Source organism: Proteus sp. G3927, from assembly GCF_963894685.1.
GTDB lineage: Bacteria > Pseudomonadota > Gammaproteobacteria > Enterobacterales > Enterobacteriaceae > Proteus > Proteus mirabilis.
Genome location: NZ_CAWQGX010000028.1, coordinates 139,741 through 154,392 on the forward strand (window position 1 = coordinate 139,741; position 14,652 = coordinate 154,392).

A 14,652-nucleotide genomic window follows, 5' to 3' on the forward strand; every position below is an offset into this window, starting at 1 on the left:
TAGGATGCCCAATCAGTACCGAAAATTAGCCATCATCGCCAAAAAAGCTATACAAGGTAGAAGAATGACATTTCAAATTGCAGACACACTCTATTATAACGGCCTAATCTATACCGCTGATAATAGTAACAATTTCGTCGAAGCTATCGCTGTTTCCCAAGGCATTATTATTGCAACAGGCACAAAATCGAATTTACTTGCTTACTGTAATGAAAAAACACAGCATATCGATTTACAGAAGAAAATGGTGATGCCCGGCATTATTGATGCTCATATGCATCCATTTTGGGGGGGAGCCACATTAGCAGGTTGTCACCTTGATTACCTCTCCTTAACAATCGATGAAATTCTATCGCGTATCCAACGCTATCTTGATGCTGATCCCATCGATAGTGATACAGCTTGGTTGAAAGTGTCAGCATGGTATCGTGAAGGGATGCAACCGGAAGGGATACAAATGACGCGTTATCACCTTGATAGCTTAAATACGTCTCGTCCTATCTTACTTTTTTCTAGTGATTGTCATAGCGTATTAGCAAATTCCCGCGCACTAGAATTATTAAATATTACGGCTGAAACCCCCGATCCACCTGATGGCAATATTGAACGTGATGGTGATAGAACACCTATTGGTATTCTTGAAGATGCGCCAGCTATGCAGGCTATTGATAGTCTACCGCCTTTAACAGCAGAGCAAAATCTACAAATCGCACGCCATGTACAAAAGTTGCTCAATCAACAAGGGGTAACGACTATCATGGATGCACGTGTTGGTGAGCCACAATTACGTGCCTTTAATACTTTACGAGAAGCGGGTGAATTAACGGTTCGTGTTGAGAATGCGGTTGAAATTACCCCTGATGATGTGGCTGATATTGCAGCTATTCCTCATGCTGTACAACAAGCAATAACACGATTCTCTCAATGGCATCAAATCAGCCAAGGCGCGCAACCCAGTGTCGCTATTCGCCATATTAAGCTTTTTCTTGATGGTGTATTACAAGCGCCGATTATGACAGCCCGTTTACACGCCCCTTATCGTATTAATGTCGGTACGGATGAAACGCCCCATTGGCAAGATTCAGAGCATGTTGGCGATCTCTATTTTTCACCTGAAATCTTGACGCCATTAGTCACTGAGATTAGCCGTGCAGGTTATCATCCTCATATTCATACCGTCGCTGAAGGGGCGATTAGTGTCGCACTTGATGCCATTAGTGAAATGCGCAAAGCCTTGCCAGAAAAAGATATTCGCCCCGGCCTTGCGCATAACGAATTAATGTGTGAAAAAGATTATGCGCGCTTTGCCCAATTAAATACCTACCCTTTTCTCTCCTTTCAATGGGCTGGCGTAGAGCAACATAATATTGATAAAGATCTTGAAATGTTAGGCAAAGCACGTTGCCAATATCTAGAAACCGCCGGTAAATTTATTGATGCGGGAGTGACTGTCGCATTTGGCAGTGATTGGCCGATTGATCCATTAAATGAGTGGTATGACTTTAAAGTTGCCATGACTCGACAAAAAGATCCCTCTCAGCCACGTTTAGATAATGATCGCAATCTCACCTTAATCGAAGTATTACGAGCCGCCACCATCAATGCCGCTTATGCACTAGATATGGATAAACAGATTGGTTCATTAGAAGTAGGGAAATTCGCCGATTTTATTGTCTTAGATAGAAACTTGTTTGAAATATCGGCAGAAGATATTGAAAATGTCAGGGTATTGTGTACGATAATTGCGGGGAAACCCACAATTTAGCTGAATAACATAATTAATAAACCCGCACTCAGCGGGTTTATTTTTGCCATGATTAAGCGAAACTTACAAAGCAATACCCATCACGGTACTGACTTCTTTTAACCCTTCTCGCTGATAAAAACGTTTAGCATCGGCATTTTCAGCCAATACTGAAAGCTCTAGGTGGGTCATTTTTTGTTGTTTTGCCCACGCCTTCATAGCATTTAGCAACAATGCCCCTGCCCCTTGTCCACGAACAGAAGGGTCAACAACAATATCAAAAATATAGGCATATTTACGCTGTACTAAACAGTTAAATAGCGGTGTCTCTTGTATTTGGGCAATAGTAAAACCGACAATTTTCTGTTCTAACTCAGCCACTAACAGATGAAATTTATCATTTTTAATGCCATTAATAATAAATGCTTCATCTTGTTTACCCGGTTTTAATCTTTCTGGCTGTAATTTCGCCATCTCAGCAAATAAATAGCCATACAGGGTATTAATCTGCTCAACATCAGAAAGTACAGCTTTTCTTATGGTTATCATGCTCTACCTTTATTTATCGTAGGTTTTAATCGAAGGGGCAATATAACTTTCAAATTTATCTAATAACTGGATAGGTGATTGCTCAACAATCGCCATATGACGATATTTTTCATGTAAGAATTTTTCATCTACCATTTTATCTATCATAGCCAGTAATGGCTGATAAAAATCATTAATATTAAATATACCTAATGGCTTTTGATGAAGGCCAATTTGGCTCCAAGTAAACACTTCACTGAACTCTTCTAATGTGCCAAAACCCCCCGGCAGTGCCACAAAGCCGTCCGCGAGTTCAATCATTTTACTTTTACGTTGGTGCATAGTTTCAACGACATGGAGTTCTGTCAGATTTTTATGTGAGATTTCACGCCCTTCTAATAGCGTTGGGATCACACCAATAACTTTACCCCCTTCCTGTAAAACGGTATCCGCGAGCGTGCCCATAATTCCTACACTGGCACCACCATAAACTAAAGTGATATTACGTTTAACCAGCTCTTTAGCAAAAAGAATCGCTTGTTGTTTATAAATTGGTGAAGCGCCTAAACTTGAACCACAATACACGGCAATAGACTTTATTTTATTCATTTTTAATTCTCTTTAGCTAGTTAAAACGAGTGAAAAATTATACTGAACCCCTCAGTTATAAAAAAGGTCAAAAAAAATTATTTTATCGCTTTTATAATATATCTCTCTGTTTGTTTTATTAATAATACACATTTAATTTGATTGTTTTTATTCATCCTTACTGTATTTTCCAAATATATTTTAATATTATTAAACTATCCCTAAACTAAAATAATTTAAGTTGTGTTATTAATAAATAATTAATAAATAACTATATTAAAAATCACAAATTTACTTTATATTATGTGATCCTTTGTTATATAGGATAACAGAGTACTCAACGCTTTACTTTTGACGAGGTTTTTCAGGATGTTGTCAGCCAGACACTCAGCTAAATTACAGGTGTTCTACCCTGTGCTTCTTTTGCTTCTTTCTATGCTATCAATACAAAGTGGCGCATCATTGGCAAAAAGCCTGTTTCCTGTTATTGGCGCCCCCGCAGTCACAGCATTACGCCTTTTTCTAGGTACTCTGATCCTGTTTTTTATTTTTAAACCATGGCGTCTAAGCTTTTCTCGTAGTGCCATAATGCCACTATTTTTATATGGTTTATCATTAGGGGCAATGAACTACTTATTCTACTTGGCTCTTGAAACTATTCCATTAGGTATTGCAGTAGCACTTGAGTTTACGGGACCGCTTGCGGTAGCGATGTTTTCTTCACGCAGAGCAATCGATTTTTTATGGATAATCTTAGTGATTGCTGGATTAGGGTTATTACTGCCGATTGGGGATAATATTCACGGACTCGATCCCCTAGGCATTTTATATGCATTAGGTGCGGGTGTCGGTTGGGCATTGTATATTGTTTTCGGACAACGTGCAGGAAAAGGCTATGGCGCAGCGACAGTTTCTATTGGCTCACTTATTGCCGCCTTTATCTTTTTCCCTATTGGTATGCTACAAAGTAGCCCTGAGCTAGTTTTTAGTTGGTCTATATTACCTATTGGATTAGCTATTGCGATTTTATCTACCGCTTTTCCTTATACTTTGGAAATGATTGCACTTACCCGTTTACCGGCAAAAACCTTTGGGACATTGATGAGTTTAGAGCCTTGTATGGGGGCTTTTATTGGTATTATTTTCTTACATGAACATTTAACGTTAATACAATGGGTTGCGTTGGCATTTATTGTGTTAGCGTCAATTGGTTCCACTGCAACCATGAAAAGAAAAACCAAAATTGAAAAAGTAGAATAAATATTTATACAGTTTAACTTATTAATAAATAAAATATTAAATGAAAAGAGATCAGTTGATCTCTTTTTACTTATTAAATAATAACTTTACTTCCCTAACATTGCTATTTTAAGCATATTGTCTTATTCTAAATAGGCTATTTCGATAGATGACATTTTTATTAGTAATGCCCTATCAATTTAATAGTAGCAAGCGATAAGACTAACCATTAATAATCCACTATCATAATTAACAGAAATTAAGATATTGAGTTATTAATTATTTAGGGAGAACGATTATGAGTACTGCTAAATTAGTCAAATCCACACCTTCAGCCCTGCTTTATACCCGTAATAATGTTGATGACAGTGTTAAACTGCATACTATCGAACTACTGCAGCAAATGGTGACTCAGTTTATCGATTTGTCTCTCATTACCAAACAAGCACACTGGAATATGCGCGGTAGAAACTTTATTGCCGTACACGAAATGGTAGATGGTTTCCGTGATACCATCAATGAACATACTGATGAGTTTGCTGAGCGTTTAGTACAATTAGGTGGCACAGTCCTTGGTACACCACAAACTGTCAGTAAAAAAACACCTTTAAAAGCCTATCCACTCGATATTCATGATGTGCAAGATCACCTTAAAGCATTGGCTGATCGCTATGCGGTAGTCGCTAATGATATTCGTAAAGCGATTGATGAAGTTGAAGATGAAGATACTGCTGATATGTTTACCGCAGCATCCCGTGATCTAGATAAATTCTTATGGTTTATTGAAGCAAATATTGAAAACTAATTGCTTACTTAATCACATGCTTCTTACTGAAAAGGGCTACCAATATAGGTAGCCTTTTTATTATTCTGTTTTAGGTATATCTGGCTGATAAATAGGAAAGACAGGTAGCGCGGTTAATAGCCGTGAACCGTAGTTTTTCGTTAATAAACGTCTATCATAAATAACAACTTCACCATGGCAATGATGGCTACGAATAAGACGCCCAACTTGCTGGATCAAATTAAATGATGCACTTGGTAAGCTTTGCACTTCAAAAGGATAACGTTTCAGTGATTTTAGCCATTCCCCTTCCGTCACAATAACCGGATCAGTAACAGGTGGAAAAGCAATTTTATGAATATGTACTTGCGTTAAATAGTCACCTTTTAAATCTAATCCTTCAGCAAAAGATTGTAACCCAATTAACACACTATTATCGCCCGCATCAATACGCTTACAATGTGTCTCCACTAAACGATAGCGCGGTTGATCTCCTTGGACTAAAAGACTCAAACGTAGATCTTTAACTTCCTCTAAAAAACCTTCCATCGCCCGTTGACTACTAAATAATACTAATTGCCCTCGATGGTGGTTTTCTACCATTCCTTGACGAAAATAGCGTGCCATCTCTTTTAAATGCGCTTTTTCATTCGCCATTGTCGGTTCATAACGCATTTTAGGGATAACGAGTTTCCCTTGCCTTTCATGTGTAAAAGGCGATGACAAGGTAATAAAACGATCATCAAAGTGTTCGCTTAGTCCTGTAAGCTCTTGAATACGCGAAAAACTGTTTAATGAACGTAGTGTGGCAGAAGTGATCACCACATGAGGAATATTTTTCCATAATAATTGTGTTAACTGTTCACTAACGCGAATACCAGCACAATGTAAATAGAGATGTGACTGCTTTTTATCATAACGACGAGTAAGCCATTTCGAAACGGGTGCTTTTGATGTCTGCTCTAATGTCGCAAGTCGCCATAGTTTTGCCATATTTTCCAGATAACCAACCATTCTGCTGGTGGTTAAAATCGCGCGATGTAAACGTACAACATCTTCTTTTGCTGTTCGCTCAGTTAAGTCGTTAAGAATCGACTCACCTAACATTTTTAAACCATCGGTTAGCTTAAATAAGTCTTGGCAACATAATAGTAATTGTTCAGGTAATTGACCTAATGGAAATAAATATTCATCATTTTCACTGCGCTCAGGCAATAACGCGCGGGTAAAATGTTCAACGTCTTGATAGGCTTCGCGCATTTTTGCAATATGAGCATCAAAACGAATGGGATCGGCTAATTTGGGTGGTTTGACTGGGATAAATTGTGCTAAATATTGGCTGACATGACGAGTCATATTATCAAGTTGCATATTTAATGCCGATAAGGTTATTTCCCCTTCAACTTCAAGCGCATCTCTAGCAACATCAGGAATATGATGCCCTTCATCCAATACTAATAAAATATTTTTTGCATCAGGTAACACCGATTCACTTTCCATCGCAGCCATCACAAGAGCATGATTGGTGATAACCACATCAACTTCGTCTATTTCTCGACGGGCCAGAAAAAAAGGACAGCGATGATAGTATTGGCAATTACGACCTAAGCAATTCATTTTATCTGTGCTAATCTTGCGCCATAAACTATCCGTTAATGCTCGTTTATGGTGATCACGCAAACCATCCCAACCAAAGCTGGTAAAATCGTGCTTTAACTCTTGGCAAATCTCCCTTTCCGCACTGGTTGCGACATCAACTTTATCTTCCAGCAAGAACATTAAATCAATTTGCTCGCCTTCTGTTGCACAAATTGCCTCTAAATTACGGGGACATAAATAACGACCTCGCCCAAAAGCCCCAGTAAAAGTCAGGTCTGGAATAATTTTTTTTAGTAAAGGCAGATCTTTGCTGTAAATTTGATCTTGTAGCGCCACATTCGCCGTACTGATAATCAGTGGTTTTTTCTCTTCCCGACTGATAGCAATACCAGGAATAAGATAAGAGAGTGTTTTACCTACTCCGGTAGGCGCTTCAATAATTAGATGTCGCCCCGTTTCATCAGAAAATGTCTTCGCAACTTCAGCAATCATTTCGCGCTGAGGCGCTCGTGGAATAAAGCCTTCAATATGCTCAGGTAATGCTTTATACCATTGGCTGATTTGCATTTTTACAGATTGAGAAAGGGACATAACTACTCTATTCGTCATTAAAATAAGCGTTATTGTCGCATAACACTGTATAAAAATCAGTAGTCAGCTGCACTTACTCGCCTTTTTCATCAAATACTGCGTAACCCTACGAATTTATTGAGCGGTGTTATAGATTATTGATCCAACTCTTCATAGTATGAAAGAGAGCGGTATGCCAATTAAAAAGAACTTTATTAACCTTTATAAAAATAATACCTCTTGCGTTTTATTTCGCACCACAACACCAATTAAGAGATAATAAAATGACTTCTGCAAAGCGCCCTATTTTTAATTTAGAGTTAGACCTACTCAGAACTTTTGTTGCTGTTGCCGATGGTTCCACCTTTGCCGCAGCCGCTGAATCAGTTTGCCGAACACAATCTGCAGTCAGCCAACAAATGCAACGCCTTGAGTCATTAATAGGTAAAGAGCTTTTTGCTCGACAAGGGAGAAATAAAACATTAACCGAAGCAGGCACTCAACTGCTTAATTATGCTCGGCGGATTTTGCGCATTAATGATGAAGCATGTTTATCTTTATTGCATGAAGAAATTGATGGAATATTAAAGATTGGCTCTCCCGATGATACAGCAAACACAATCTTACCCGATCTACTTGCTCGTTTTTCAGGTGCTTATCCTCGTTTAATTATGGAGATTATTGTTAAACGTAGCCCTTTTTTAATGTCAATGTTGGAAAATAATGAGGTCGATTTAGCCATTTCTACAGAAGAGCATGTCGGTTATCCTAAAATTGTCTTACGCGTATCGCCTTCGTTATGGTATTGCGGTAAACATTTTAGATTTGATCTTGACGAACCGTTACCTTTAGTGGTTCTTGATGAACCAAGTACTTACCGTGATATGATGATAAATCACCTTGATCAACAAAATATTCGCTGGCGCATTGCCTATATTGCCACCACCTTATCTGGTGCCAGAGCGGCCGTTCGTGCTGGTTTAGGTATAATGGCACGCTCTATCGAGCTTTCTGGTGATGATTTACGTATTTTGGGTGAAAAAGAGGGATTACCGCCATTACCTGCTATTCGTTATAACCTTTATCTTAATGCCAATAGCCCGAGTAAAGCAGCTCAGATACTATTTGATTCATTAAAAAATGAGCAGAATGAAGTCATTAATCACGCAGATATTACCCTTCAAAACCACTAACTCATTAAGGAAACAAAAATGGCACTACAATAAATTGTCAGTGCCATTTATCAGGTGCAACTCATTTAAACAAAAGGTATCAGATTCATTATCTTGTCCCTGTGGATGCAGATAAAAGAGTTATGCCTCTACCCGTAATAATTGTGTAAGTAATGAAATAGGTATATTTTCAAAATTCATTATATTTTCAATCAGTTGATCAGCTTGTGTCTTTTTCATTACACACTTGGCATTATCATAAAACTTCGCTATTACATCCGTATCAACCATCGGATTTTCAGGGTTACCATACTGAATATCGATCCTTTCAGTTAATTGTTGCCCATTTTTCAATCTAACAAAGATTAATCCAGGAAAATAGCTCGGAAAGGGAATTTCATTTTCTGATGGATAACGATAGCTCACTTTTTTCGCCAATAGTTGGATATCGTTACGCTGTAAGTTTTCCGCTGAAAGCGATGATAAAGTTAACGCATTATCCAAAAAACCAATAGCAAATAACCAAGGTAAGCTAAATTTTGCCCCATAAGCTGTTTTTGGCGCCCATTTTGTTTCGAGTGGCTCACAAATTAATGCAGCAGCAACTGGATCAATCACACATTCTACTTGTTCAATTTCTTCCGCACTGATCCCTCTTTTAAGTAAACGACGTCCACAATCAACAGTAGCATGAGCAAAATGGCAAACCGGATAAGGTTTTATTGAAACATTTAAAAACTCCCATTGTTCACCTAATCCTTGTGCAACTTGTTCAGGGATCGCTTGCTCGCTGATCCCATGAGTATGATAAATACTGTATCGCCCTTCAAATATTGTCTCAGGCCCAGTCATTCCCCCTTTAGCTAACGAGGCTGCAATAATACCGGATTGAGCGGCCCATCCGGCATGAAAACATTTTGCCGATGAGCTATTAGTCAGATATTCAGCGATACCCGCTGCTTGACTTGCCGTTAGTCCTAACGCATTTACCGCCTGCTGTGACGTAAGTTTTAATAATGAAGCCGCACATGCTGTTGCACCGAAGATCCCAGCAATCGCCGTTGCATGAAATCCACGTTGATGGAAACCACTGTGACTCGCTAAACCAACCCGTGCAGCGACTTCCCAACCAATAACCCAAGCCGTTAATATTTCTTCATTTGAGGCGTTTAATGTTTCCCCTAACGCAAAAGCTATCGGTGTTAATACAGCACTACCGTGAGTAATAGAATCAGTATGTGTATCATCGAAATCTAATGCATGTGCAGCAATACCATTGGCTAAGGCTGCTGCAGTGGTATTAGCTGTCTGCATACTTCCCCAAATGGGGATCTTACCTTGGCTATCGGGTAAAAGAGTAATCCCATGACGTCCTTGTTTCGAGCTAGATTGTGTACTCCCTGCAAGTGCTACACCTAATGTATCTAATAAATGTAATTTGGCTCGAGCTATCAGTTGCGTTGGAAGCTGTGAAAATGTCGTTGTAGTAATAAAATTAGCTACATGCTGACTCAATGTCATATAAATACCTCAATGCTGATAATAACAAAGCCAGTTATCACTGGCTTTTTATGAGATTTCATTCCATCAATTAATCATTTAACCAGCCGGAAGCTTTTGTTTGAGCGACTACACGATCAACTTGCTCAGGAGCATTACCAACATAGGTAGTTGGATCTAGCAAAGCATTTAACTCTTCTTGTGAAATATGGTCACGAATACGAGTATCACGATTAATAGCTTCTACGAAAGTAATCCCTTCTTCTTGTCCAGACATTGACGCTTCATACACAATTTCGTGAGCAGTTTGTTTGCCTGCTTTATCGGACAGAGCAAACATCACACGTTCTGCTAACATAAACCCACCTAAGATATCCATGTTGTGACGCATTTTTTCAACATGAACATTTAGCCCACCTAGTACTGTTTTCATATTATCCAAGATAACAGATAACATCAGACACATTTCTGGCATAATCTTCCACTCCATCTTCCAGATAGCACCATCACGTTCATGTTGATGTTTCATCATATCCGTTAATACAGAAAGATTAGCTTTTAAGGTATTACTTACACAGGCGGCATTTTCAACAATAGCTGGATTGCGTTTATGTGGCATAGTTGAAGAGCCAACTTGCCCTTTACCAAAAGGCTCTGAAAGCTCATCAATTTCATTGTGTGCTAATATTAAGATCTCGTTAGCTATTTTCCCTAACGTTCCACTAATTAATCCAATTAACATACCATATTCACTAAATCTATCACGTGCTGGTTGCCATGAGATTTCCGGTATACCTAATCCTAAGCGTTTTAATACGCGTTTTTCTAATTCATCAGCTTTATCGCTTAAAGAAGCTTTAGTCCCGACAGCACCGACTACACTGCCAACAAATAGACGAGGTTCCACCTCTTTAAGTCGTTGATAATGACGCGCTAACTCTGTCAACCAAATTGCTGTTTTATGCCCAAATGTGATTGGTAACGCTTGTAACGCTAAAGTGCGTCCAACCATAGGTGTATTGCGGTGTTTTTCACTTAAAGAAAGTAATGAACGACCTAATATTTTAATATCACGTAAAAAAGTTTGATGAGCAGCTTTAAGTTGTAGCACTAAGCCTGTATCAATAACATCTTGTGTTGTCGGCCCAAAATGAACATATTCTCCATAATGTTCAGAACAAGCATATTCTAAGCCTCGAATAGTAGGTACTAATGGATGTCGAGTAAGACGAACTTGTTCTAATACATAATCCATATCTAATTTTTCAAGTTTTGCACTCTGTACAATAACCTCAGCCGCCTTTTGAGGAATTAAACCAAGCTCAGCTTGTTCTATTGCTAATGCTGCTTCATAATCAAGCCAATTTTGCATTCTAGTTTTGTCAGAAAAAATAGTTCTCATTTCTTCTGTTGACCATAAGTTTTTTAATAAAACAGAATCAAACACACTAGTTCCCATAATTATTTCCCCTGTTAAAAGAATAATAAAAAATCGTTTTTAAAATAAAACGAGTTGTTAGCTTGTTACTTTATTTATGCAATAGAATTTTAATAAAAACACTTTGATAATTTTAATCTAATTTAAAGAATTTCTAATCAATTAAAAATTAATTAAAATTCAATAAGTTGCAAAATAAAATTAATTTATTATTTATACCTTTTAAATCTTAAACAATCTTTAAGATTTAATTAGAATAATTAATGATAAAAAATTAGAGCAAGATCATCATTTTTTAAAAATAGATATTTTAAAAATAAATATCTTTGTTATAAATAATAGCAACTACAAATTTCCAGCTCAAAATAGTAATTAAATTCTAAATTAATTACTGGGAGATCTTATTTTCTATATTCGGAGATATAAATAATGAAACAGAATAAACAAACAACATTGATACATAGTGGGCGTCAAGCAATTAAAACATCTGGCCCAATTAACCCTCCTGTTATGAGAGCCAGTACTATTGTTTTTGATTCAATAAAAAGTTGGCGTGAAATACGCGATCGTCGTATTACTGAACGAGTATTAAGCTATGGTGCTCGTGGTACAGAAACAGCGTTTGCACTTGAAGCATTAGTAACTGAATTAGAAGGTGGTTATCGAGCACAGCTCTTTCCTACAGGGCTAGCCGCAATTGCATTTACTATTATGGGCTACGCCCGAAGTGGTGGGCATGTTTTATTTGCTGATTCTGTCTATGAACCCGTACGTAAAATAGCCTCTGCTTTTTTAGAGCCTAATAATATCACTTATAGCTTTTTTAAAACTGACGGTTCAGATTTCGAGCAAAAAATTCAAGAAAACACTCAACTTATTTTCGTTGAATCACCGGGTTCATTACTTTATGAAATGCTGGATCTACCAGAAATTTGCCATATCGCTCATGAAAAAAATATTCCTGTTGGGGTGGATAATACTTGGGGCTCGGCATGGCTTTATAACCCTTTGGAATTAGGTGCTGATGTTTCTGTAATTGCTGCAACTAAATATTTATGCGGTCACTCAGATGTCATGATGGGCATTATGATCGCAAATGAAACCGCATGGAAACAAATTGGGGCATTACCAGAAGCTCTTGGTCAAGCAAGTAGCCCTGATGATGCCGCCTTAGTCCTGAGAGGAATGAGGACTCTTGCTCAACGTCTTACAAATCATGGTAAATCAGCACTGGCTATCGCTCAGTGGTTAGAAACACGCCCTGAAGTGGCCAAAGTTTGGTTTCCAGAGTTACCCACACATCCTCGCCATGACTTATGGAAACGTGATTGTAAAGGTAGTAATGGATTATTAACCATTGAATTTAAACAAAAATATACCATTAAACAATCTGAACAATTTATTGATGCATTAACCTTATTTGGTATTGGTGCATCTTGGGGAGGATTTGAAAGTCTTGCATTACCCGCCAATGTTATGGGTGCCAGAACAGCAACAGATTGGCGTGAAGGCCACGGTCCTTTTGTACGTTTACATATTGGTCTTGAGTCTACTGATGACTTAATTGCAGATCTCACCCAAGCATTTAGTGCATTAAATCAATAACAACAATACTGCATCACGACACTGGGGAATTAATTATGACTGGTTTAATTATTGCCGCGCTAGTTACTGCGTTGGTAGTTTATTTGCTGGCTCGAGGTTATAAACCTCAACCTGTGTTATTACTCGGAGGCATGCTGTTATTGCTCCTTACAGCTTCTCTCGATCTCAACCCTTTATTACCGGAAAATAAATCTACACAATTTAAGTATTTTGATATTTTCCAAATTTTTACCGATATTATGAGCTCGCGTTTAGCGGGTTTAGGTTTAACCTTAATGGCAATTGCTGGTTTCTCACGTTATATGGAACACGTGGGCGCCAGCCGAGCTTTATTTGCTATTTTTGAAAAACCATTAAAAACGATTAAATCCCCCTACTTATTACTGGTTATTTCATTTTTAGTCACACAAATTTTAGTTATTTTTATTCCTAGCCATGCAGGTTTAGGAATGTTACTCATGGTAACGATGTACCCTATTTTAATTCGCTCAGGTATTAGTCCTCTATCTGCTTTAGCTGTTATCGGTTGTTGTCAATTTATTGATCATGGACCCGGCTCTGGAAATGTTATTATGGCGGCTAAAACAGCGGATATTGAACCTGCAGTCTATTTTGTTCAACACCAACTCCCTATCACTATTCCTATTATCATTGCGGTTGCTATTACCCATTTCTTTATTCAACGTTGGTGGGATAAACGTGAGGGTTTTGTTTTCGACCCAACAGCTATTGATAATGTAAAAGAAGAAGGAAGTCAGGTGCCATTATCATATGCCTTATTACCCGTGATCCCTTTAATTCTTATTATTGGTTTTAGTCCGTTATTTCATAATTACATTAAATTAGAAGTGACTACCGCAATGATTATTAGTACGGTTATTGCACTAGTCTTTGAATATGTGCGATTGCGCGATGCTAAAGCGGTAATGAACAGTTTTATGTTGTTCTTTGAAGGCATGGGAAAACAGTTTGTTTTAGTTGTATCGTTGATTGTATCTGGGGAATTTTTTGCTAATGGATTACTAAAAAGTGGCGCGGTAGATACCTTAATTAGTTCTGCTCAAGATGCTGGCTTTGGTATTGCTGCGATGATTATTGTGATGAGTGCCATCTTAGCATTAGCAGCCTTTTTAATGGGATCGGGTAATGCTGCATTCTTTTCATTTGCCGCATTAACACCCAAAATTGCTGCGTTCTTAAAAGTCGATGTCATCACTTTAATTTTACCTATGCAAATTATGACCAGCTTTGGTCGCACAGTTTCACCTATTACGGCAGCTATTGTTGCTATTGCAGGAATTGCCAATGTCTCACCTTTCCAAATAGTGAAAAGAACCGCAATTCCAATGGCTATCGCCGCTACCGTTAACTTAGCGATGACATTCTGGTTTTTATACACATAATTTACAGCACCGATTGTGTATCAAATAAAATAATAAGTTGTATTCCCTTCCCCTTAAACTCGGTGACTCCTGAGTTTAAGGGCTTTTTGTTATTATCCATCACCCTAAACAATAACTATCACCATAATTAAAACTAGGTATTATTATATTCCAAATTTGTTTGTTTTTTGAACAGCGATATCGTATTTTAATACTAACCAATTTACTGCTTTATGTGGTACAGCACTTGTTTCAATGGCATATCTAGATATACTTTTTAGTAACATTCATCTGCACATAAATCTTATGAAAAAATTACTTCTTGTTGTTATCGCACTACTGGCTTTTGGCTCCCTTGGGGGCGTTTTTCTTGCCGGACTAAATATTTATACGCGCTCAACCACACCGGTAGACACAGAGCAAACTCAACCTAATCGCTCACCAGCACAGCAATTTCCAGCTCTACCAGATAGCTCACCATCGACGAAATAAAGAGGTTGCAC

At 37.9% G+C, this 14,652-nt stretch carries 12 protein-coding genes; 7 read left to right on the forward strand and 5 right to left on the reverse strand.

Annotated elements, in window-relative coordinates:
* Positions 1 to 64: 64 nt before the first annotated feature.
* Positions 65 to 1,765 (forward strand): amidohydrolase, encoded by a 1,701-nt coding sequence (locus AACV00_RS11910; protein ID WP_049257433.1) that lies wholly within the window; start codon positions 65 to 67, stop codon positions 1,763 to 1,765.
* Positions 1,766 to 1,828: 63 nt separating this feature from the next.
* Here the strand turns inward: AACV00_RS11910 and AACV00_RS11915 are convergent, their stop codons facing one another.
* Both AACV00_RS11915 and AACV00_RS11920 read right to left on the reverse strand, forming a co-directional pair.
* Complete coding sequence (locus AACV00_RS11915) at positions 1,829 to 2,293, reverse strand: GNAT family N-acetyltransferase (protein ID WP_004244499.1); 465 nt, start codon at positions 2,291 to 2,293, stop codon at positions 1,829 to 1,831.
* Positions 2,294 to 2,302: 9 nt separating this feature from the next.
* Positions 2,303 to 2,881, reverse strand: a complete 579-nt coding sequence (locus tag AACV00_RS11920; protein WP_004244498.1) for an LOG family protein — start codon at positions 2,879 to 2,881, stop codon at positions 2,303 to 2,305.
* 348 nt (positions 2,882 to 3,229) lie between these two features.
* On the opposite strand from AACV00_RS11920, the gene rhtA reads away from it, so the two are divergent.
* Both rhtA and dps read left to right on the forward strand, forming a co-directional pair.
* A complete protein-coding gene (rhtA, locus tag AACV00_RS11925) occupies positions 3,230 to 4,120 on the forward strand; it encodes a threonine/homoserine exporter RhtA (RefSeq protein ID WP_004244497.1) in 891 nt (296 codons plus the stop codon).
* 277 nt (positions 4,121 to 4,397) lie between these two features.
* Positions 4,398 to 4,904, forward strand: coding sequence for a DNA starvation/stationary phase protection protein Dps (gene dps, locus AACV00_RS11930; RefSeq protein ID WP_004244496.1), 507 nt, complete (start codon positions 4,398 to 4,400; stop codon positions 4,902 to 4,904).
* 60 nt (positions 4,905 to 4,964) lie between these two features.
* Here dps and dinG read toward each other — a convergent pair whose 3' ends face one another.
* Positions 4,965 to 7,073, reverse strand: a complete 2,109-nt coding sequence (gene dinG, locus AACV00_RS11935) for an ATP-dependent DNA helicase DinG (protein ID WP_004247579.1) — start codon at positions 7,071 to 7,073, stop codon at positions 4,965 to 4,967.
* A 263-nt stretch (positions 7,074 to 7,336) separates the two neighbouring features.
* Between dinG and AACV00_RS11940 the strand changes: the two genes are divergently transcribed.
* Complete coding sequence (locus AACV00_RS11940; RefSeq protein ID WP_004244494.1) at positions 7,337 to 8,245, forward strand: LysR family transcriptional regulator; 909 nt, start codon at positions 7,337 to 7,339, stop codon at positions 8,243 to 8,245.
* Between the two features lie 120 nt (positions 8,246 to 8,365).
* Here AACV00_RS11940 and AACV00_RS11945 read toward each other — a convergent pair whose 3' ends face one another.
* Both AACV00_RS11945 and purB read right to left on the reverse strand, forming a co-directional pair.
* Entirely contained in the window at positions 8,366 to 9,745 is a 1,380-nt protein-coding gene (locus AACV00_RS11945) for an MmgE/PrpD family protein (protein ID WP_004252118.1), read from the reverse strand.
* 70 nt (positions 9,746 to 9,815) lie between these two features.
* Positions 9,816 to 11,183: an adenylosuccinate lyase gene (gene purB / locus AACV00_RS11950; RefSeq protein WP_004252122.1), complete on the reverse strand. Its 1,368-nt coding sequence runs from the start codon at positions 11,181 to 11,183 to the stop codon at positions 9,816 to 9,818.
* 408 nt (positions 11,184 to 11,591) lie between these two features.
* On the opposite strand from purB, the gene metC reads away from it, so the two are divergent.
* The 3 genes from metC (at position 11,592) to AACV00_RS11965 (ending at position 14,641) form a co-directional block, all read left to right on the forward strand.
* Positions 11,592 to 12,767 (forward strand): cystathionine beta-lyase, encoded by a 1,176-nt coding sequence (gene metC, locus AACV00_RS11955; protein ID WP_004244491.1) that lies wholly within the window; start codon positions 11,592 to 11,594, stop codon positions 12,765 to 12,767.
* Between the two features lie 35 nt (positions 12,768 to 12,802).
* Positions 12,803 to 14,170 carry a C4-dicarboxylate transporter DcuC gene (gene dcuC / locus AACV00_RS11960; protein ID WP_004252125.1) on the forward strand — a complete coding sequence of 456 codons (1,368 nt, stop codon included), beginning with the start codon at positions 12,803 to 12,805 and terminating at the stop codon, positions 14,168 to 14,170.
* Between the two features lie 285 nt (positions 14,171 to 14,455).
* Positions 14,456 to 14,641: a hypothetical protein gene (locus tag AACV00_RS11965; RefSeq protein ID WP_012367682.1), complete on the forward strand. Its 186-nt coding sequence runs from the start codon at positions 14,456 to 14,458 to the stop codon at positions 14,639 to 14,641.
* Positions 14,642 to 14,652 lie beyond the last annotated feature (11 nt).

Excerpts from the sequence above, each read along its gene's own strand:
- AACV00_RS11910 (WP_049257433.1), top strand. The coding sequence starts at position 65 with ATGACATTTCAAATTGCAGACACACTCTATTATAACGGCCTAATCTAT.
- AACV00_RS11915 (WP_004244499.1), bottom strand. The coding sequence starts at position 2,293 with ATGATAACCATAAGAAAAGCTGTACTTTCTGATGTTGAGCAGATTAAT.
- AACV00_RS11920 (WP_004244498.1), bottom strand. The coding sequence starts at position 2,881 with ATGAATAAAATAAAGTCTATTGCCGTGTATTGTGGTTCAAGTTTAGGC.
- rhtA (WP_004244497.1), top strand. The coding sequence starts at position 3,230 with ATGTTGTCAGCCAGACACTCAGCTAAATTACAGGTGTTCTACCCTGTG.
- dps (WP_004244496.1), top strand. The coding sequence starts at position 4,398 with ATGAGTACTGCTAAATTAGTCAAATCCACACCTTCAGCCCTGCTTTAT.
- dinG (WP_004247579.1), bottom strand. The coding sequence starts at position 7,073 with ATGTCCCTTTCTCAATCTGTAAAAATGCAAATCAGCCAATGGTATAAA.
- AACV00_RS11940 (WP_004244494.1), top strand. The coding sequence starts at position 7,337 with ATGACTTCTGCAAAGCGCCCTATTTTTAATTTAGAGTTAGACCTACTC.
- AACV00_RS11945 (WP_004252118.1), bottom strand. The coding sequence starts at position 9,745 with ATGACATTGAGTCAGCATGTAGCTAATTTTATTACTACAACGACATTT.
- purB (WP_004252122.1), bottom strand. The coding sequence starts at position 11,183 with ATGGGAACTAGTGTGTTTGATTCTGTTTTATTAAAAAACTTATGGTCA.
- metC (WP_004244491.1), top strand. The coding sequence starts at position 11,592 with ATGAAACAGAATAAACAAACAACATTGATACATAGTGGGCGTCAAGCA.
- dcuC (WP_004252125.1), top strand. The coding sequence starts at position 12,803 with ATGACTGGTTTAATTATTGCCGCGCTAGTTACTGCGTTGGTAGTTTAT.
- AACV00_RS11965 (WP_012367682.1), top strand. The coding sequence starts at position 14,456 with ATGAAAAAATTACTTCTTGTTGTTATCGCACTACTGGCTTTTGGCTCC.